This is a genomic window from Gallaecimonas zhanjiangensis (assembly GCF_057624825.1).
In genome coordinates, this window is record NZ_CM172603.1 from 1,700,267 (window position 1) to 1,718,834 (window position 18,568).

Genomic DNA, 18,568 nt, shown 5'->3' on the forward strand with positions numbered 1-18,568 from the left:
AGGGCTCAGTCGTGAATGACCTTGACCCGGCCAACCTGGCCGTCTTCGAGGCGCACTTTGATGCCATGGGGATGGCGGGCCGAGTTGGTGAGGATGCGCGCCACTATCCCTTGGGTCAGGGCGCCACTGCCTTGGTCTTCTTTGAGTACCACCGACACCTTGGCACCGATGTGAATTTGAGAGCGTAAGGTTCCTTGCATGGGTTTTACGGGGCCCTGAAATCAAAACGCCATTGTAAACGACATTACCCGGCAGGTTCAGTAAAGCTGCGTGCTGGGTATCCATCCGCTTCGGGTGGCTGGTTATGCTTGTCTTGATTGTGGGTTTGGTCCTGTTTTGTTGCTGTGTTTATGGTGAGGTTTGTTTGTTATTTCATTTTAAAACAATTGCTTAAGTTGAGGTGGTGAAAAAAGTGCCTGTGTAGGGGAAAAAACGGTTGCGTGTGAATTTTTTTGCCCTATTATTCGCGCAGCTTTCTGGAGATAGCCAATCCAAGTACATCGTGCTTCGACGACAAGGCAAAAGAGCAACTACCCAGGAGTGATTGTTGGCTGCTAGCTAAGAGCACTCACAAACGCTCGACCCAGCGTGGTTTTTGTTGTCTTTATTCTTGTTGGGAGGCCCTATGTCCGTCTCAGGCTTTGCTCCATCCGTTGCTGACGCATTCGGCGCACAAACTACCTCAAACACCACCGAAATCGAGCTTATCGAGTCTCTGGCCCGTCGCTACGGTGCGCCTTTTCTGATGCTCGATTGCGACATCATCCGCCATCAATACCAGGCCCTTAAAGCGGCGCTGCCCGGCGTTGAGCTGCACTTTGCCCTCAAGCCCCTGCCGCACCCGGCCGTGGTGAGCACCCTGCTGGCCGAAGGCGCCAGCTTCGATCTGGCCACCACCGGTGAAGTGGAACTGGTGCGCGACCTTGGCGTGCCGGCCGATAAGACCATCCACACCCACCCCATCAAGCGCGACCGCGACATCCGTGACGCCCTGGAATATGGCTGCAAGGTGTTTGTGGTGGACAACATCAACGAGCTGGAAAAATTTATCCCTTACCGCGATGAAGCCGAGCTGTTGGTGCGCCTGAGCTTTCGTAACCCCAATGCGGTGTCGGATCTGTCCAAAAAGTTCGGTTGCACCGAAGAGGGCGCCTACGCCATCGTGGCCCGTGCCGCCGAGCTTGGCATCCGTATTCGCGGCCTGTCGTTCCACGTCGGCTCGCAAACCCTGGACGCCGATAAATACGTGCACGCCATCAACCGCTGCAACGCAGTTATCCGCGGCGTGGCCGAGCGTGGCCTGCCGGCCCTCAACGTGCTGGATATCGGTGGCGGCTTCCCGGTCAGCTATGACGACAACACCGTCGACATCGACAGTTTTTGCGCGCCTATCCGCAGCGCCCTGGCCGAACTACCGGCCGCGGTGACTGTAATTGCCGAGCCCGGCCGCTTTATCGTGGCCCCGGCCATGACCTCGGTGGCCTCCGTGATGGGCCAGGCCGAGCGTGATGGCGAAACCTGGTATTACCTGGACGACGGCATCTACGGTTCTTTCAGCGGCATTTTGTTTGACCACGGCCACTACCCGGTGGACGCCCTGTACTGGCAAGGGGAGCGATTCCCGTCCGTGCTGGCCGGCCCCACCTGCGACAGCATCGACGTGATCGCCGAGCAAATCATGCTGCCCAAGCTAAACAATGGCGACTTGATTGTGGGCCGGATGATGGGGGCCTACACCTCGGCTACCGCCACCGAGTTCAACTTCTTCAGAAAGGCGCAGATCATCGTGCTCAACGAGTTCATGCACGATGCCAGCCTGGCGCCGGTGGTAACCCTCGAGGTTTAACCTCTGCCAAAAGAAAAAGGCGCCAGTTGGCGCCTTTTTTCATGGATAAAAAAGAGGGCTTTCACTCCCTGGCCTGCCTTGCGGGAAAGGCATTTACGCCAACTGGTTGATGCCCCTGGAGACCCAAGAGCATCTGCAAGCATTTCTCACCCTCTATCCCTAACAACTTGTTTTTGTTGTCTTAGCTATATCGCAAGGCTGGATAAAAGGGTCTTGAATCAACGTGAAAGAAAGTGAATTTGCTGCCAGCGCCTGGCTGGCGGCGGCCCTAATGGCAAAAAGGGGCGTTCAACAAGGCAAGCTTGGGCGCGTTGAAAGCACCAAGGTCTTTGCCTTGGCGCTTAAGGGGCTGCTTTTACTAAGGCCTGCGTTATTGCAAGAAGAGTAGCCCTTGCATCCTTAAGATTTGATGATGTGGGTTAATGCCCAAGCTTACTGCTGGGCGGCATGAAAAAGGGGGCACTTAGCCCCCATAAATACCCTGCCACGGCAAGGGTCAGGGAAGGGTTGCAACCAGAGTCCCTTCCAACAGGAAACTGGCCGGGTTTTCGGCATCATTGGCATCGGTCAGACTAACCAATACCGCGCCGGCCGGGCCGCGAATACTGGTTATGGTCCACTGCCACGCCTGGCTGTCGTCGCCGCTCTCAAGGTAGAGGGTGGCACTGCTGGTGATGTGCCAGGCAATGTCCTGAGCCGTCTCTTCCCCTAACGCCAGGGTGCCGACACCGCTGTCGTTTAGCACCAGCCGGGCTTCCACGGCGCTGGACTCATCGGTCAAGGCTGGCAGGCTCAAGGTCCAATCTCCTAAGGCACTGTTGTTATCAAAACCCTGATAGCGCTCTAGCTGCACGTCTTTGGGGGCGGTGTTGTCGTCGCTGAACAGCTCGGCGCCGAAGGTGCCGATGCGGGCAAAGCCAAAGCTGCCTTCGTTATCGTCGGTAAAGGTCAGCTCGCCCCAAGGGTGGCGCTGCAAGAACTCATTGAACTGGTCGTTGCCATCTTCAGCGTTGTAAAGACCACCGGCCCCGTCGCTGTTGACACTGGCGCCGGTGACCATCAGCACGCCGTCTACCAGGGTATAGGTGCCAAACTCCCCGGAAAGCGCCTCGTCTTCCTGGTTATTGGTGTGGGCGATGACGTATTCGCCCCCTGGCAGGAAGGTCAGCACATTGGTGTTGTCGTCTTCGTACTCATAGAGGAGCCAGGCGCCAACCAAGGGGTCTTGGTCGTCTTTGATGCGGGTAAAGGTGACAAGGTCGCTGGCATCGTCGGTGAACTGCAGTTCAAAGCTGTCGCCGCTTAGTACCAGGGTGCTGACCGAGCTGCCCTCTTCAGGGTCGTAAAGGCCGCCCCAGCCATCGGACTCGGCGATGGCTACCACCGTCAACTCGCCACTTTCGGGGTCCCAGTCGTACTCCCCAAACTCTACCGAACCGGCGGTCTGGCCGTTGGGCTCGTCCGGCTCATCCGCGTGTTCGTGGATGATGATGTAAAGGCCATCTTCAAGGAAGGTCATCACGTTACGCATGCCTTCACCTTCGCTAAATAGCCAGCTGCCTCGCAATTGGCTTTGCAGGCTGTCTTGGAAGTGGCTGTTGGCTGCGCTTTCCGATACCAGTGTTAGCGCCGAGTCAATGCTGGCCAGCACCTGGCCCACCTCGGTATCGAAGCTGGCCGATGCCAGGTCCAGGGTGGTACCGGCAAAGGCGGCCGCTGTCTCCTGGCTGATGGTGATGCCGTTGGCAGGGTTACCATCCATATCAAGGGTTTGCAGCAGTTGTAGGATATTGGTGGCGGTGGTGTCGTCGCCGCCAGCGATATCTGCCGGTGTCACCTGGCCGCTGGCAGCCACTGCTGGGAAGGCAAGATCCCCAAGGAAGAAGGTCACGCTTTCTCCCTCCACATAGGCGAACTCGCCGGCGCTGTTGGTGGTGCCTTCCTGGCTGGCGGTACGGTAGCCAATACCCGCCACCGGGCTGTCGAGAAAGACCCCCATGTTGACCACGGGGGCAGGTGTTGCCGGTGGGGTTGAGGTGATGGGGGTGTCGTCGCTGCCACCGCCGCCGCAGGCGGTTAACAAGGTGGCTAAGCAGAGGCCGCTAGCCCATTCGCGTTTTTTCATGAAAGCTCCCTGTGGGATAGTGTGTCCTGAAGCCTCTGCTATAACCCAGGGCGGACTCAAAGGAGCTTTAAACAACGTGAAGAAAAATGATCTCTTCTAAAACAAATGGTTAGATTTAGTACCAGCGGCGCACGCGGGCTTTGTAATCCTGGTATTGCTGGCCAAATTTCTCGGCCAGGTACTTCTCTTCGCTACGGATAACCAACAGCCACAACATATAAAGGGTGACTGGCAACATCACCAGGGCGAAGGGGCTGGCAAGCCACAGCGCCAGCCCCAGGTAGGCAACGGCAAGGCCCAGGTAGATGGGATTTCTTGAAAACCGATAGGGCCCTTTTACCACCAGTTGGGTCGGTGTCTTGCCGGGCATAACCGGGGTTTTGGCCAGCAGCAGGGTGGCAACGGCCCACAGGCTGAGCAGCAACCCAAAACCGATAAGCAGCCAGGCCAGGGGTTTTAGGGGGGCAGGGTAGAGCTGGTCAAGGCCCAGGCCAATGCCAAAGCCGGCGATCAGTATCAGGGGGGGAACAAAGGGAATACCCGGGCCTTTCATGGCGACTCCTTAACGGGTTAGAGAATACGTATGGCAAAGGGGTAGTGAAAATCCTGGCCATCGGCGGTTTTTATAATAGCCAGTACCACCATCACGACGTTGAACAACGCGCAGACAGCCAGCAGTAAGATGCCGACAAAGACCAGCACCAGAATGCCGGAGATGAGGTAAGCGATCAGCATGGTGATTTGGAAATTGACTGATTCCCGGCCTTGCTGGTCGATATAAGGAGAGCTGTCTTTTTTGAGGGCCCAGACCAGCAGCGGCCCAATGAGATTGCCAAAGGGGATCACGTAACCGGCAAACGCCAGAGCGTGGCAGGCAATAGCCCAGTTTTTTGTTTCTGCGTCCATGTCATCATCCTTCATGTTCAAGCTTCTTCCATTGTCCATGCCGACCAAGCGGCCATCAGCGCGATAAGGCTTAGCCCCAGCACCAGCCAGCGTGTGTCCACAAGACTCGCTAGCCAGGCGCTGAACGCACCGGCCAGCAGTAGCATGATACCCATAAGGGTGTTACTGAGCGCAACCAGCACGGCCCTGTTGTGTTGGTTGGCCATGTCGATGACATAGGTTTTTCGCCCCAGCCGGATGCCTGCGTGGGCAAGGTTGGTGGTAAAAATCATCAATGCAAACCCAAGGCTGCTAGCCACCCCAAACCACCAGGCACCAAGGCCGGTGGCGGCGGTGATGAGGGGCGCCAGATACAGCACGGTGCGGCTGGATTTGTCTGCAAGGTGGCCCCAGATGGGCCCGCTGATAAACCCGGCCAGCCCGGAGGCCAGTAACAAGGCGCCCAGGGTGCGAAGTTGATGGGGCGATTGGAAGCTCAAACTAACCAAAAATGGCGTCATCAACGCGCTGGACAGCAGCAGGGCGCGGGTCAGCAAAAAGCGGCGAAACTTGCCCGTCTTAAAGGCCGCCCTAAAGGCGTGGCGATTATCGCCGGGCTCTTGCGCGCCGCTCTCTACATCCCCTTCAAGTTCAGGTAGTTGCTGGTAAATAGCCGCTGCTAGTAGCCAAAGGCCAGCACCGGCAATCAGCAAGGTGCCGAGGAGCTGCTGCTCGGCGTTATCCAAAAGGCCCAAGCTCAGGGCCGCGCCAAAGACCAGCAAACTTGCCCCGCCGACACTGGCCGCCAGGCCCGAGACCTTACCCCGCCGGCTTTTGGCGATGGTTTTGCCCTGCACGTCCTTGATGGCCACCGAGCAAACGCCCCTGGCCAGACTAAAGAGCGCCAGCAAAACAAGAATAAGGCCGCCAGCCAGGATGCCTTTACAGCTCAGGGCCACGATGCCCATGGCCAGCACCGCCAAGCCTTGCAGCAGCGAGCCTGCGCTCCAGAAGGTTTTACGGATGGCGTGTTTTCTCATCCGGCTGGCCACGAACATTTGTGGCAACAGCGACAAGGACTCGCGAATGGGCACCAGCCAGGCCACCATGGCCGCCGGCGCGCCGAGGGCGCCCAGTAACCAGGTCAGGGTGAGCTTGGGGTCAACAAGGCCGTCAGCGGTTTTGGTCAAGGAAAGGGCGACAACATGGATAACCATGCTTTTGGATTGCCGCTGGCGGGCCGGCTCGGAGATATCCGAGCCCGGCTTTTGGTCGCTGTTAGCCACAGCTGGTTTCACCCCTGTTACCGCTTATCAGGTTACTCACGGCGAGGCTTATTTATCGCTCCACACCGCCAGCATGTTGCCGTCCGGGTCGGCAAAGTGAAAACGCCGGCCGCCAGGAAAGCTGAAGATAGGCGCAATAATGCGGCCCCCTTCGGCTTCAATTTGCTGCAACTTGGCTTCCAACTCGGGGTGGTAAATCACCACCAACGGGCGCCCAGCGGGGATGAAGTTGTCCTGGCGGGCAAAACCACCTTTGAGCTTACCGTCGTCAAAGCTGCTGTAATCGGGGCCGTAATCGGTAAATTCCCATTGGAAGACCTGGCTATAAAAAGCCTTTATCTTGTTAAGGTCTTTTGCTGGGAATTCAATGTAATCAATATGGTTACGCATTGTTAATACATCCATTTGAGGACCTGTGGGGAGCATAGTATGAAAGGGATTTTCAGTCACTTAGTGGTGTTGGCGCTGGGCCTAGTGTTGGGAGCGTGGTGGATGAAGCCAACTGCCACCCGGCTACCGCCCCAGGCACCCAAAGCAATGCCAGCCGAAGTGCCCGATGCTGCGGAGCCGAAAGCATTGGTCACAGCGCAAAAGCCTGTCAATGCTGAGCCGGTGGCTGCTGTGCTTGCCGCCACTTCTCCTGAACCGCAACGCCTTGATGGCGCCGCCATTAACGACTACCAAGCCGAGCGTGCCGAGCGGGTCAGCGATTTTGAAGCGCGCCTTGGCGCCATGACTGGCGGAACTGCGCCTGCTAACCAAGCGACCCAAGTCATTTGGGATACCGCGCGTCAGCTGGAGCAACGTCTGGATGTGAGCCTGCAGGAAGCGGCTTGTGACGACAACGCACACTGCATGTACAAACTGTGGGGCAATGACTCAGCGGTGTTGAGTCAAGCACGTTCTGTCATCGCTAAGGCGCTGAGTGAGCAGGGTTATAAGATGCCGGTACTGGGAGTGAGCTACGACCATGCCAAGAGCGAAGGCGGCCCCCTGACCATGATGGTGGAAAACCTGGGGGCGCCAAAGACTGGCAACGGCGACCGGCAAATTAATGCTGAAGAAGTGGTCTTTACCGGTGTCGGCAACTAGGGCGTGGCAGCAGCACAGCTCAGAAACCGGCAAGGTGGCGCGAGCTGATTATACTTGGGAAAAGGCACTTACCTGTGAGCTGCCTGCAAGTCGTGTCAGAGGAGTGATTTTATGAGTCATATTTGGGGGCTTCTTACACATCCTGATCGTGAGATGCACGATATCACCAAGGAAAATGAGTCCATTTCCGACCACTTTGGCCACCACGTCCTGTTGCTGGCTGCTATTCCGGTGGTTTGTACCTTTATCGGTACCACCTTGTTCGGCTGGGATTTAGGCAGTGGGCCTATCGTGCTGGACCATGTGACGGCCTTTTTGTTGGGGGTGCTGTTTTATGGCGCCATCCTTGGCGCGGTAGCCATTATGGGTACCGTCATCCACTGGCTGGCGCGGGATTACCCGCAGCGGCCAAGCCTGCAACGCTGCATGGTGTTCGCCGGCTACATCGCCACGCCCATGTTCTTAAGTGGCATTATTGCCCTCTACCCATTGGTGTGGCTGTGCATCCTGGTAGCGGCAATGGGTTACCTGTATTCAGGGTATCTGTTGTTCCTGGCTGTGCCGTGTTTTCTTAACATCGGTAAGGAGGAAGGGCTCAGGGTTTCTGGCTCCATCTTCGCCATTGGCGTGTTGGTGACCGAGTTCTGGATTGGGGTAAGCGTAGTGATTTGGGGCTTCGGCCATCATCTGTTCTGATGCCTAACCCGATTAAAAAAAGCCGCATATTGCGGCTTTTTTTATCGGGCTACTTCCAGCAATTGGCGGCCTTGAACCGTGCCTCTGACCTCAAGGCCCGGGCACAATCCCACTAATTCGGCCTTCATACCCGGTTGAATGCGCGGCAGCCCAAGGGCAAGCCTTGGGGTGACGCCGGCCATGGCCAGGGCATCGGCCAGGGGAATATCCATGGCCACCAGCCGTTGTACGCCTTTGTCCATGGTGAGGTTGGAGCCGCCTATGGTGCCGTCTGGGCCCAGGCAGCGGTCATTCTCAACACTGATGGACTTGCCGGCAAATTCAAACTCCCTGACATCGGCGCCACTGGCTGGCGTGGCGTCGGTAACCAAGAATAATTTGTCACCCAAGAGGCGATGGGCCAGCCGCACATTGGCACTGCTGACATGGATGCCGTCGCCCACCAACCCGCAGTAGAGCTGGCGGTCAAGGGCGGTGGCGGCAAAGCCGGGGCTGCGGGCGCTGATGGGCGGCATGGCGTTAAAAAGGTGAGTCGCCATGTCCATCCCGGCGCCAATGGCGCCAAGGCTTTGCGCTTCATTGGCGAGGGTGTGGCCGCCCGAGACCTTGATACCGGCCCCGGCTAGGGTGCGAATAACCTCTTCATCCACCACTTCGGGGGCCAAGGTCACCAGTTTGACCACGTCTTTGGCTTCGATGATGGTGTTGAGCAAATCGTTGCTCACCGGGCGGATCAGATCGCTATCGTGAATGCCGCCACGGTTGGGGTTAAGCCAGGGGCCTTCCAGATGCAGGCCAATCAGCCCCTGGCCCTGGTAACGGCGGGCGGCATCGATGGCGGCGCCGACTTTGGCGTCTTCGTCGGTAATGAGGGTGGCCAAAAAGCCGGTGGTGCCGTGATTAAGGTTGCCTTCATTAAGCTTTTCAAGGGTTTGTACGTCGGGGGTGTCGTTAAACAGCAGCCCGTAACCGCCATTTTGCTGGAGATCCACAAAGCCGGGGGCGATGGTCAGTTCGGAGCAATCCACCCAGGGCCGTGGCGGTGATTGGTTATAAGGCAACCAGGCTTCGAGAACGCCGTCAGCGATAACCAGATGGCCGCAGGTAAACCCTTGACGGGTCAGAATTCGGGCGCCGGTGAGACTGTATTTGCAATGGGCCATGGCTCTATTGTTTCACTGCCTTGTTTCATGGATCATAGGGGGGTAATTTCACTCCCTAAAAAGTATCAGAGGACTCGCTATGAGCAATGCGGGCGAAAACCGTCCCAGCAACTTTATCCGCCAAATTATTGATGCGGATCTTCAGAGCGGTAAACATCATAGCGTTCATACCCGCTTTCCACCTGAACCTAACGGTTACCTGCACATAGGTCATGCCAAATCCATCTGCCTGAACTTCGGTTTGGCCGAGGATTACAAAGGTTTTTGCAACCTGCGTTTCGACGACACCAACCCGGTAAAAGAAGACCAGGAGTACGTCGATTCCATCAAGCAAGACGTGCATTGGCTGGGGTTTGAGTGGTCTGGCGAGGTGCGCCATTCCTCCGATTATTTTGATCAACTCTTTGGCTATGCCGTCGAGCTTATCCAAAAGGGCCTGGCCTATGTGGACGAGCTGAGCCCCGAGCAAATTCGCGAATACCGTGGCACCCTTAAAGAGCCCGGTAAGAACAGCCCCTACCGCGACCGCAGTGTTGAAGAAAACCTCGCTCTCTTTAACAAGATGCGTGACGGCGGTTTTGAAGAGGGCAAAGCTTGCCTGCGCGCCAAAATCGACATGGCCTCGAGCTTTATCGTGATGCGCGATCCGGTGCTCTACCGGGTGAAATTTGCCCATCACCACCAAACCGGTGACAAGTGGTGCATCTACCCGATGTACGACTTTACCCACTGTATCTCTGACGCCATCGAAGGCATCACCCACAGCCTCTGTACCCTGGAGTTCCAGGACAACCGCCGCCTGTACGACTGGGTGCTGGAAAACATCACCATCGATGTGCAGCCCCATCAGTACGAGTTTTCGCGCCTGAACCTCGAGTACACCGTCACCTCCAAGCGCAAGCTCAACCAGTTGGTGACCGAGCAGCACGTGGCCGGCTGGGACGACCCGCGCATGCCCACCATCGCTGGCCTGCGCCGCCGTGGTTACACCCCGGGCAGCATTCGCGAGTTCTGTAAGCGTATCGGCGTGACCAAGATGGATAACACCGTCGAGATGGCCATGCTCGAAGCCTGTATTCGGGACGACCTCAACGACAACGCCCCGCGCGCCATGGCGGTGCTGGACCCGGTGCGCATGGTGATTGAGAACTTCCCCGAAGGCGAAGTGGAATGGCTGGAAGCGCCCAACCATCCCAACAACCCTGACATGGGCTCGCGCAAGGTGCCCTTTAGCCGTGAGTTGGTGATCGAAGGCGAAGATTTTCGCGAAGAAGCCAACAAGAAGTACAAGCGCCTGGTGCTGGGTAAAGAAGTGCGGCTGCGTAACGCCTATGTGGTCAAAGCCGAGCGTGTTGAAAAAGACGCTGCCGGTAATATCACCACCATCTTCTGCAGCTACGACCCCGACACCCTGGGTAAAGATCCGGCGGACGGCCGCAAGGTCAAAGGTGTTATCCACTGGGTCAGCAAAGACCACGGCCTGCCGGCCGAAGTGCGCCTCTACGATCGCCTCTTTAACGTGCCCAACCCCGGCAACGCCGAGGACTTCCTGGCCACCATCAACCCCGAGTCTTTGACCGTGGTGCAAGGCTTGGTGGAGCCGTCCTTGGCCGAAGCCGAGCCGCAAAAGGGCTACCAGTTCGAGCGTATCGGCTATTTCTGCCGTGATAATAGCCAGACGTTAGTCTTCAACCGCACCGTGGGTCTGCGTGACACCTGGGGCGGCGGTGGCGAAGACGCCTAAGCCTGATAAAAAGCGCCACCTTAGGGTGGCGTTTTTTTTGCGAAAGATTGGCAAGGGCCGGCAGGTCTTAAATGGGGCTAACACAGGAGAGTCCCATGCAGCGCCTTTTATTACCCCAACAGCTTCTTAACCGCAGCCGCCTTTTTGATTGGCTGGCGCCCTTGGCCTTTCGCCTCTATCTGGTGCCGGTGTTTTGGATGGCTGGCATCAACAAGCTCCAAGGCTTTGACGACACCGTTGCCTGGTTTGGCAACAGCGAATGGGGCCTTGGCCTGCCGTTTCCTTGGCTGATGGCCTTTTTAGCAACCGCCAGCGAGCTTGGCGGGGCGGTGTTGCTGCTGGTGGGGCTGGGGGTTCGTTGGGTATCGGTGCCGCTGATGGTCACCATGGTGGTGGCCATTGTTACCGTACATTGGCCCAATGGCTGGCAGGCCATTGCCGACCCCAGTGCTCCCTTTGCCAATGCCCAGGTGCTGGCATCGGCGGATAAACTGGCCAAGGCGCGGGAGCTGTTGCAGACCCATGGCCATTACGACTGGCTGACCAGCTCCGGGCCCCTGGTCATCCTCAATAACGGCTACGAGTTTGCCGCGACCTATTTCATCATGCTGCTGTCGCTGTTTTTCTCCGGCGCCGGTCGTTACCTCTCCCTTGACCATTGGTTTAGCCGCTACCTTGAGCGCCGGTCAGCCAAGGCCGGGGCTGCCAGCGCGCAGGCTTTGGGTTAGGCTAGGCCTTTTACCGGCAGCAAGAGGCCTTTATGGACGCACTGGACCTGTTACTTAACCGCACTTCCGAGCCCAAGCTGGAGGCGCCGGCGCCTCAGGGGCAAGCCTTGGAAAACCTCTTTCAAGCGGCCTTTCGGGTGCCGGACCACGGCATGCTGCACCCTTATCGTTTTGTGGTGATTGAAGGCGAGGGCCGCCAAAAACTGGGCGAAGTGTGCCTTGCGGCGCTGTTGGCAACCGACCCGAAGGCGGATGACAAAGCCCGTGATAAGGCCCTGCACCTTCTTGAACGTGCGCCCATGGTGGTGGCGGTGGTGTCCAAGGTACAAGAGCACCCCAAGGTTCCAGCCTTCGAGCAACTGGTGACCGCCGGCCTTGCCGCCCATGCCATGCAGATGGCGGCGGTAGCCCAGGGCTTTGGCGGTATCTGGCGCACTGGCGCTTATGCCACGGCGCCGCTGGTGCGTGAGGCGCTGGGGGTGTCGGGCGAGGATGAAATTCTGGGCTTTTTGTATCTTGGCACGCCGGTGCCAACCAAGTTCAAGGTCCCAAGGCCCGATAGCAGCGTCTTTGTCAGCCACTTTTGAAAAGCCCCGCAAGGGGCTTTTTCATGACATCAGCTGTTGGCGGAAGATAAAAAACACTGCGCCTAACAGACAAAGCCCGGCCCAGACATAGTCCCAGCGAAACGGCTCTTTGAGGTAGAACACGGCAAAGGGCACGAAAATAAAGAGGGTGATGCACTCTTGGATGATTTTTAGCTGGGCGGCGCTTGCCACCTGATAGCCGATGCGGTTGGCCGGCACCTGCAACAGGTACTCGAACAGGGCAATGCCCCAGCTCAGTAGGGCCGCCACTATCCAGGGCTTGGTTGACAAGCTTTTAAGGTGCCCGTACCAGGCAAAAGTCATGAATACATTGGACAGGCAAAGCAGTACGACGGTGATGGCAATAGGGGGCATGGTGACACTCCGCGGCGACGCGGTTATTGTGCGTGGCGGCTTTGATGTTGATGATTAATTTTTCTTGTCCTGACGATAATCAAACCGCATTGTCCCTGCCCTGACAGAAGCGCAAAATCGCGCCACTTTGTCTTCCCCCCTCGGTTTAATGATGTTCTCCCGTCCTGTGGTGCTGCTGCTTTTGGGCCTGCTGCTGCTCACCATTTCCATTGCGGTCCAAAACACCCTGGTACCGCTGTGGCTGACCAAGGCGCAGGTGTCTACGGCTGGTATTGGCGGCGTCACTTCGCTGTATTTTGTCGGCAACCTAGTGGGCACCTTGTTGGCCGGGCGCCTTATCAATCGCCTGGGCTTTGCCGTGACCTATCAGCTGGTATGCCTGGTTTTTGTGTTGGCGGTGTCTGGGCTTTGGCTCAGCCATAGCCTTGCCGGCTGGCTGGGGTGGCGCTTTTTGGCCGGGGTGGCCTGCGCCTGTATCTGGGTGGTGGTGGAATCCTGGTTGATGCTAAAAGGCGACGCCACCAAACGCAGCCAATTGCTGGCGGCCTACATGGTGGTGTATTACCTCGGCACCGTGGTGGGGCAAATGCTGCTGACGGTGACCAACACCGAAATGGCGGCGGTACTGGTGTGGGTGGCGGCTCTCATCGGTGTGGCCATGGTACCGGTGGCCCTGGCCGGCCACAGCCGCCACCAAATCGTGCGCCAGCGCAGCCCTTTGCTGGCCATGATCCGCCTGAAATCGGCGCGCAGCGGAGTGCTGGGCTGCGTGCTGGCCGGCGTGGTGCTGGGTTGCCTTTACGGGCTGCTGCCGGTCTTTCTGGCCCGCCAGCATTTCGATGATGCCCAAGTGGGACGCTGGATGGCGGTGCTGGTGGCGGCCGGCATCATGGGCCAATGGCCAACTGGCCGCCTGGCGGATCGCTTCGGGCGCCGGCCTGTGGTGTTGGGGCAGATGCTAGTGATGACGCTGTCGGCCCTTTGGCTGTCGGTGATGGGCTCGCGCCACGGCTTTACGCTGTCGTTGGTGGGCCTTGGAATAGTGGCTTTTACCTTGTACCCGGTGGCTATGGCCTGGGCCTGCGAGCAGGTCAGCAGCGAGCAGCTGGTGGCCATGAACCAGGCATTGCTGCTGTCCTATTGCCTTGGCAGCCTGGCCGGGCCTGCGCTGGCGGCGGTGCTCATGGACAGGTTCAGCGACAGCGGCCTCTTTGCTCTGATCGCGCTGGTGACCATGGTGGTGGGAGCCTGGTGCTGGCGGCAAAGGCCGGCGGTGCTTGCTGTGTAGCTTTTGCGCCAATTGCTTGTATAATGTCTCAAAAGGTTGGTGGAGGCTTTCATGCAAGCAGTGGCGCAACTGGATGCCAAGGCAGTGCTCAGCAAGGCACTGCTCAATGCAGGCAAAGATCTGGGGCTGACCCAGGTAGAGATAGGCAACGTCATTGGCCGTAACCGGACCCGGCTACGGGACGGCATAGAGCCGGCCAGTAAAGAGGGCGAGCTGGCACTGCTGCTAATTCGCCTGCACCGTAGCCTCTTTGCCCTGACCGGCGGCCAGGGCGCCGACATGAAACACTTTATGGCCACCCGTAATCACCTTAGCCTTGGCGTGCCCAAAGAGCAGATAGGCACGGTGCAAGGCTTGGTTAAACTGGTTAACCTGCTGGACGGCTTGCGAGGCAAGATCTGATGCAGGCCATCCAGGGAATGGGATGGCGATTGGTCGAATCCCAGGAGCAGGTTGCCACCTCGCAACTGGTCGATAACCTCGCCGAGCAGCAATTGCTCGAAGACTTGCTGGATTACTCCAAACCGCCCCGCCTAGCCGGCACCGAACATCTGCACTACCTGTTGGCTACCCCTTTTCGTTACCCGCCTTTGCTGTGGGGCTCGCGTTTTGGCCGGGCCTTTGAGCCAAGCCTGTTTTATGGCGGCAAAACCATCAACGTTACCCTCACCGAAGGCGCCTACTACCGGCTGGTGTTTTACCATTCCATGGCCGAGCCGCCGCCCGGGGTGCACCTTCGCACCCAGCACAGCCTCTTTGCCTTTTACTACCGCACTGACAGGGGCGAGAAGCTCCAGGAATGGCCGGAGCAGGAGAAGCTTACCGATCCGGTGCATTACGGTTATTGCCAGGAGCTGGGTAGCCGCCTTCGTGAGCGCGATATCGAAGCCTTTGAGTACCGCTCGGCCCGCTGCCTGGAAGCCGAAGTCAACGTGGCGCTCTTTACCCCTAAGGCGCTGCTGAGCAACAGGCCGCGGCGTCTTAGCCGCTGGCTTTGTGAAGTCGGGCCCCACGGGGTGAGCTTTTTGGGCGGGGAGGGTAACGATTTGTACCTCTTTCCTGCCGACCTATTTTGGGTTGATGGCAAGCTGCCGATGCCCGCTTGATAAAAACGCGCCCATCGGGGCGCGTTTTTACTTTTGGGCGCTGCGGGCCTTTTCCCGCTTGAGCTGCTCCCAGGCCTGGAAGGCGGCAAAGTGCGGCTCGTCGCGCAGCAGTTTTTGGTGCGGGTCTAGCACTATATGCTCGGCCTTGCCGACCTTGAGGCTCCCCTTGCCCCCGTGCATAGCCACGTTGTAAACCTTGCCGTCTAGGGCCACCTCCACCGGCATCAAAAAGGCGCTTTTAGTGCCTTGCCAGCGAAGGTGCAGGGTGTCGCCGTCCCGGTTAGCCACCAGCTTTGGCAAGGCGGCTTGGTAGAGGTAGGCGTCAAAGAACCATTGCATATCCTCTCCCGCCAGGCGGCTGACGATGGCGATAAATTCCTTGGATGTGCCATAGCGCGGGGCAAAGTGGCCGGGGCGAGGGTCTGGGGTGCCGTACACCAGCTCCCGCACCGCCGTGAAGAAACGTTTATCCCCCAGGTATTGGCGAAGGCTGTGCAGCATAAAGGCGCCTTTGACGTAGATATCCTGGCCGGGGCCGCGTTTTTCGTCATACACCCCTTCTTCGGTTTGGGAATGGCCCGACACCAGCGGCCGCTTGTTTTTAATGGCGCCGCGAACCCGGTAGAGGCTGGCGTCATAGGCCATGTCGCCGCGAAGGTACTGGGCATAGAGCGGCTGCATATAGGTGCCAAAGCCCTCGTGGAGCCAAAAGTCGTCCCAATCGGTGTTGGTCAATTGGTTACCAAACCACTCGTGGGCCAGCTCGTGTTGCAGCAGATCGTCATAACCATAAATGTTCTGGGCATAGTCGTTGCCGTAGGCATTGATGGTTTGGTGTTCCATGCCTTTGTGCGGGGTGTGGACCACGCCCATTTTCTCGTTCCCAAAAGGGTAGGGGCCGATGGTTTGCTCAAAAAAGTCCAACTGGCGGGGAAACTCGGCAAAAAGCTGCTCGGCCTGGGCCTTTTGCCCCTTTAGGTACCAGTAATCCATGGGAAAGCTGTTGCCAAAGCGGCTGTGGTAGGTGGCTTCGAGTTTTTCATAAGGGCCGATGTTAAGGGCAATGGCGTAGGTGTTGGGGTGCGCCACCTGCCAGTGGTAGGTGCGCCAGCCATCTTTTTCTTCCATCCCCAAGAAGGCGCCGTTACTGGGCGCCACTAAGGGCGCCGGCACCGTGATAAAAAGCTCAGCTACATCCGGCTCTCCTATGGGGTGGTCGATACAGGGCCAGAACAGATCGCAGCCTTCACCTTGCACCGCCGTGGCTATCCACGGCTCACCCTCGGCCGTTTTAGCCCAGACAAAGCCGCCATCCCAGGGGGCGTGCTTGGCCACGTGGGGTTTGCCGGCGTAATGAATGCCAAGGGTAAAGCGGGCGCCTTTGGCTACTTCCTTGGGCAGGGTGATAAAAAGCCGCCCTTTGGGGTTGTGCCAGGCGCTTGCGGCAAGCATCTGGCCATTGAAAGTGATGGCGCTGATGGCAAAGGCCGGGTCCAAGTCTACAGAGAGGGTTTGCAGCGGCGCTTTGGCACTGAAGGTGAGTTTGGCCTCGCCTTCGATGGCTTGCTGCTGGGGCTCGACCTTAAAGTGCAACTCGGCCTTGGCAAAGTGCAGCTGCTGCTGGCTGGGCGGCATCAGGCCACCAGACTCTTTGGTCAAGGGACTCAAGGGTTTGGGGCCGGCACTTTCATGGTGCTGGGCGCAGCCGCTCAACAGCAGCACTAAACAACAGAGGCTTTTTTTCATGGTATTGGCAGACAAGTCAGGTAAGCCCTATTAATACGCTGTTATCGGTTTGTAACCCAGTGCGCCTGTCTTGGCTGGGTGGCCGGCGGCCTTAAGGCGGGTTGACCGGCGATTGCGCTTTTGTTCATTTTGTTCACGGCGCTCGGCTTTTGGTCGCTAGGGATAGGCCTTACAATGCGCAGCGCCTTGAAGGAGCTTTTATGAACCGCCGTGCCGCTACCGCCGTTATTTTCATTGGGTTTTTCTTACTGGGGATGGTGTTCATCCTCTGGGGCATCTTGCTGCCCGATTTGGCCCGTTCTTTGGCCATGAGCGAAGTGGTGAGTGGCGCCTTTTTTACCCTGATCTCCCTTGGCATGATTGTCGGCGCCTTTATCGGCGGCAAGTACGTGCAGAAGTTCGATTTTCTGTCGCTGTTCTCCACCCTGGCGGTGCTGGTGGTGGCGCTGCTGGCGGCTTTGTCGCTGGTTAACCACTGGGCCTGGCTGCTGGCCGGGGCCTTTACCCTGGGCATTGTCAGCTCCAGCATGTTCACCATCGGGCACACCCTTATCGCCCGGCTGCATGTAGCGCGCCGCTCAGCCATGATGGGGCTGATGGATTTCATGTTCAGCCTCGGCACTCTGGCGGCGCCTTTTTATGTGTCTGGGCTCTATGCGTTGGAGCACAGCTGGCGCTGGCCACTTCGAGTGCTGGCCCTGGGGCTGTTGGGCCTGGCCGCCTACGCCTGGTATACCGCGCGCCAGGGTAAAAAGCTGGCGCCGGTGGGGGAGGCCCAGCACAAGCAAAGCCTGTCCTACGGCGAGGTTATCAAGCAGCCGGTGTTTTTGTTCCTGGCTCTGGCTGGGCTTGGCTATGGCGCCGTGGAGTTTGGCAACGGCAACTGGTTTGTCAGCTACGCCCAGAACGGCCGCGGTTTTGACGGTGATGAGGCGCGCTTTGTGTTTGCCTTTTTCACCGCCGGCATGGTGCTAAGCCGCCTGGGGTTTGCCTTGTTGCTGCGCTGGTTCAGTAACCATCGGCTGATGGTGATCCTGGCCAGTATCATGGTGGTGGGGGCCTTTACCATCAAGCTCACCAGCGACCCGCAGATCATGTCCATGGGCAACCTGCTGGTAGGGTTGGGGCTGGGCGGTTTGTTCCCGCTGATGCTGTCGGCCGCCATGGATATCGACAGCGACAAGGGGCCGGTGCTGTCGGGCATTTGCGTGATTGGCTCGTCTATCGGCGTGCAGCTGGCGTCTTTTGGGACCGGGCTCTGGGCCAACTTTGCGCCCCTGGCAACGGCCTTTTGGACCATTCCCCTGGGCGCGGCCTGGTTGTGGGTGATGGCGTTTCGCTACAGCCGAGAGCTGAAAAAACGCCGCTCAGTGGATGGGGTTGTCGCTTAACACCACGCCGTTTTTATCGGCATAAATCCACATGCCCGGGCGGATGTTAACGCCCCCTAAGCGAAGGGCGATGCCGGTTTCCCCAAGGCCCTTGCGCTCGGTTTTAAAGGGCGTCACTCCCAGGGCTTTAACCCCAAGGGCCAGGGTGGCAATCTCGCCGGCATCGCGGATGGCGCCGAAGATAACCACCCCGGCCCAGCCGTTATCCACGGCGCTTTTGGCAATCAAATCCCCCATCAGCGCCTGGCGCGTGGAGCCGCCGCCATCGACCACCAGCACCTTGCCCTGGCCAGGGGTTGCCAGCAGCTCCTTGACCCGGGAATTGTCCTCAAAGCATTTCACTGTCACCACCTGGCCGAAGAAAAGGGCATTGCCGCCCCAATCATGCAACGGCGCTTCTAGCCAGTGCAACTGGTCGCCATGGGCATCGCAAAGGTCGGGTAACAAGTCCAGCATCTGGCCTCCTGCGGCTGATTATGCGAAGTTAGCTCAACTCATAAGACCAGTTAA

At 58.2% G+C, this 18,568-nt stretch carries 20 protein-coding genes; 10 read left to right on the forward strand and 10 right to left on the reverse strand.

The window, feature by feature from the left end; all coding sequences use genetic code 11:
- Window positions 1-5 precede the first annotated feature (5 nt).
- Window positions 6-200, reverse strand: a complete 195-nt coding sequence (locus tag AC22G1_RS08025) for a YwbE family protein (RefSeq protein WP_487316289.1) — start codon at window positions 198-200, stop codon at window positions 6-8.
- 425 nt (window positions 201-625) lie between these two features.
- On the opposite strand from AC22G1_RS08025, the gene AC22G1_RS08030 reads away from it, so the two are divergent.
- A complete protein-coding gene (locus AC22G1_RS08030) occupies window positions 626-1,846 on the forward strand; it encodes a type III PLP-dependent enzyme (protein WP_487316290.1) in 1,221 nt (406 codons plus the stop codon).
- Window positions 1,847-2,342: 496 nt separating this feature from the next.
- Here AC22G1_RS08030 and AC22G1_RS08035 read toward each other — a convergent pair whose 3' ends face one another.
- From AC22G1_RS08035 to AC22G1_RS08055, 5 genes are all read right to left on the reverse strand, one after another.
- The gene (locus AC22G1_RS08035) at window positions 2,343-3,971 is read right to left on the reverse strand and encodes a hypothetical protein (RefSeq protein WP_487316291.1); all 1,629 of its coding nucleotides are present in this window, start codon (window positions 3,969-3,971) and stop codon (window positions 2,343-2,345) included.
- Window positions 3,972-4,086: 115 nt separating this feature from the next.
- Window positions 4,087-4,524, reverse strand: a complete 438-nt coding sequence (locus AC22G1_RS08040; RefSeq protein WP_487316292.1) for a methyltransferase family protein — start codon at window positions 4,522-4,524, stop codon at window positions 4,087-4,089.
- Between the two features lie 17 nt (window positions 4,525-4,541).
- Window positions 4,542-4,877 (reverse strand): DUF4870 domain-containing protein, encoded by a 336-nt coding sequence (locus AC22G1_RS08045; RefSeq protein ID WP_487316293.1) that lies wholly within the window; start codon window positions 4,875-4,877, stop codon window positions 4,542-4,544.
- 17 nt (window positions 4,878-4,894) lie between these two features.
- A complete protein-coding gene (locus AC22G1_RS08050; RefSeq protein WP_487316294.1) occupies window positions 4,895-6,154 on the reverse strand; it encodes an MFS transporter in 1,260 nt (419 codons plus the stop codon).
- A gap of 36 nt (window positions 6,155-6,190) precedes the next feature.
- Window positions 6,191-6,532 carry a VOC family protein gene (locus AC22G1_RS08055; RefSeq protein WP_487316295.1) on the reverse strand — a complete coding sequence of 114 codons (342 nt, stop codon included), beginning with the start codon at window positions 6,530-6,532 and terminating at the stop codon, window positions 6,191-6,193.
- Window positions 6,533-6,634: 102 nt separating this feature from the next.
- Here AC22G1_RS08055 and AC22G1_RS08060 point away from each other — a divergent pair, with 102 nt between their 5' ends.
- Window positions 6,635-7,234 (forward strand): hypothetical protein, encoded by a 600-nt coding sequence (locus tag AC22G1_RS08060; protein ID WP_487316296.1) that lies wholly within the window; start codon window positions 6,635-6,637, stop codon window positions 7,232-7,234.
- A 111-nt stretch (window positions 7,235-7,345) separates the two neighbouring features.
- Complete coding sequence (locus AC22G1_RS08065; RefSeq protein ID WP_487316297.1) at window positions 7,346-7,930, forward strand: Yip1 family protein; 585 nt, start codon at window positions 7,346-7,348, stop codon at window positions 7,928-7,930.
- 41 nt (window positions 7,931-7,971) lie between these two features.
- On the opposite strand, the gene nagA is transcribed toward AC22G1_RS08065, so the two are convergent.
- Window positions 7,972-9,093 carry an N-acetylglucosamine-6-phosphate deacetylase gene (nagA, locus tag AC22G1_RS08070; protein WP_487316298.1) on the reverse strand — a complete coding sequence of 374 codons (1,122 nt, stop codon included), beginning with the start codon at window positions 9,091-9,093 and terminating at the stop codon, window positions 7,972-7,974.
- Between the two features lie 79 nt (window positions 9,094-9,172).
- Between nagA and glnS the strand changes: the two genes are divergently transcribed.
- The 3 genes from glnS to AC22G1_RS08085 all read left to right on the forward strand — a co-directional run bounded on the left by glnS (window position 9,173) and on the right by AC22G1_RS08085 (window position 12,152).
- The gene (gene glnS, locus AC22G1_RS08075) at window positions 9,173-10,837 is read left to right on the forward strand and encodes a glutamine--tRNA ligase (protein ID WP_487316299.1); all 1,665 of its coding nucleotides are present in this window, start codon (window positions 9,173-9,175) and stop codon (window positions 10,835-10,837) included.
- 95 nt (window positions 10,838-10,932) lie between these two features.
- Entirely contained in the window at window positions 10,933-11,565 is a 633-nt protein-coding gene (locus AC22G1_RS08080; RefSeq protein ID WP_487316300.1) for an HvfX family Cu-binding RiPP maturation protein, read from the forward strand.
- A gap of 32 nt (window positions 11,566-11,597) precedes the next feature.
- Window positions 11,598-12,152, forward strand: coding sequence for an NAD(P)H nitroreductase (locus AC22G1_RS08085; RefSeq protein WP_487316301.1), 555 nt, complete (start codon window positions 11,598-11,600; stop codon window positions 12,150-12,152).
- A 21-nt stretch (window positions 12,153-12,173) separates the two neighbouring features.
- On the opposite strand, the gene AC22G1_RS08090 is transcribed toward AC22G1_RS08085, so the two are convergent.
- Entirely contained in the window at window positions 12,174-12,527 is a 354-nt protein-coding gene (locus tag AC22G1_RS08090) for a DMT family protein (protein ID WP_487316302.1), read from the reverse strand.
- Between the two features lie 151 nt (window positions 12,528-12,678).
- On the opposite strand from AC22G1_RS08090, the gene AC22G1_RS08095 reads away from it, so the two are divergent.
- Genes AC22G1_RS08095 through AC22G1_RS08105 form a run of 3 tightly spaced genes read left to right on the forward strand, consistent with a single transcriptional unit; the run spans window position 12,679 to window position 14,921 of the window.
- Entirely contained in the window at window positions 12,679-13,815 is a 1,137-nt protein-coding gene (locus AC22G1_RS08095) for an MFS transporter (RefSeq protein ID WP_487316705.1), read from the forward strand.
- 51 nt (window positions 13,816-13,866) lie between these two features.
- Entirely contained in the window at window positions 13,867-14,217 is a 351-nt protein-coding gene (locus AC22G1_RS08100) for an antitoxin Xre/MbcA/ParS toxin-binding domain-containing protein (protein ID WP_050658596.1), read from the forward strand.
- A 17-nt stretch (window positions 14,218-14,234) separates the two neighbouring features.
- Complete coding sequence (locus AC22G1_RS08105) at window positions 14,235-14,921, forward strand: RES family NAD+ phosphorylase (RefSeq protein ID WP_487316303.1); 687 nt, start codon at window positions 14,235-14,237, stop codon at window positions 14,919-14,921.
- Window positions 14,922-14,948: 27 nt separating this feature from the next.
- On the opposite strand, the gene AC22G1_RS08110 is transcribed toward AC22G1_RS08105, so the two are convergent.
- A complete protein-coding gene (locus tag AC22G1_RS08110) occupies window positions 14,949-16,667 on the reverse strand; it encodes a M1 family metallopeptidase (RefSeq protein ID WP_487316304.1) in 1,719 nt (572 codons plus the stop codon).
- A gap of 149 nt (window positions 16,668-16,816) precedes the next feature.
- Between AC22G1_RS08110 and AC22G1_RS08115 the strand changes: the two genes are divergently transcribed.
- Window positions 16,817-18,058: an MFS transporter gene (locus AC22G1_RS08115; RefSeq protein ID WP_487316305.1), complete on the forward strand. Its 1,242-nt coding sequence runs from the start codon at window positions 16,817-16,819 to the stop codon at window positions 18,056-18,058.
- Here the strand turns inward: AC22G1_RS08115 and AC22G1_RS08120 are convergent.
- Window positions 18,035-18,514, reverse strand: a complete 480-nt coding sequence (locus AC22G1_RS08120) for a putative 4-hydroxy-4-methyl-2-oxoglutarate aldolase (protein ID WP_487316306.1) — start codon at window positions 18,512-18,514, stop codon at window positions 18,035-18,037. The two genes, AC22G1_RS08115 and AC22G1_RS08120, sit on opposite strands and share 24 nt — an antisense overlap.
- Window positions 18,515-18,568: the final 54 nt, after the last annotated feature.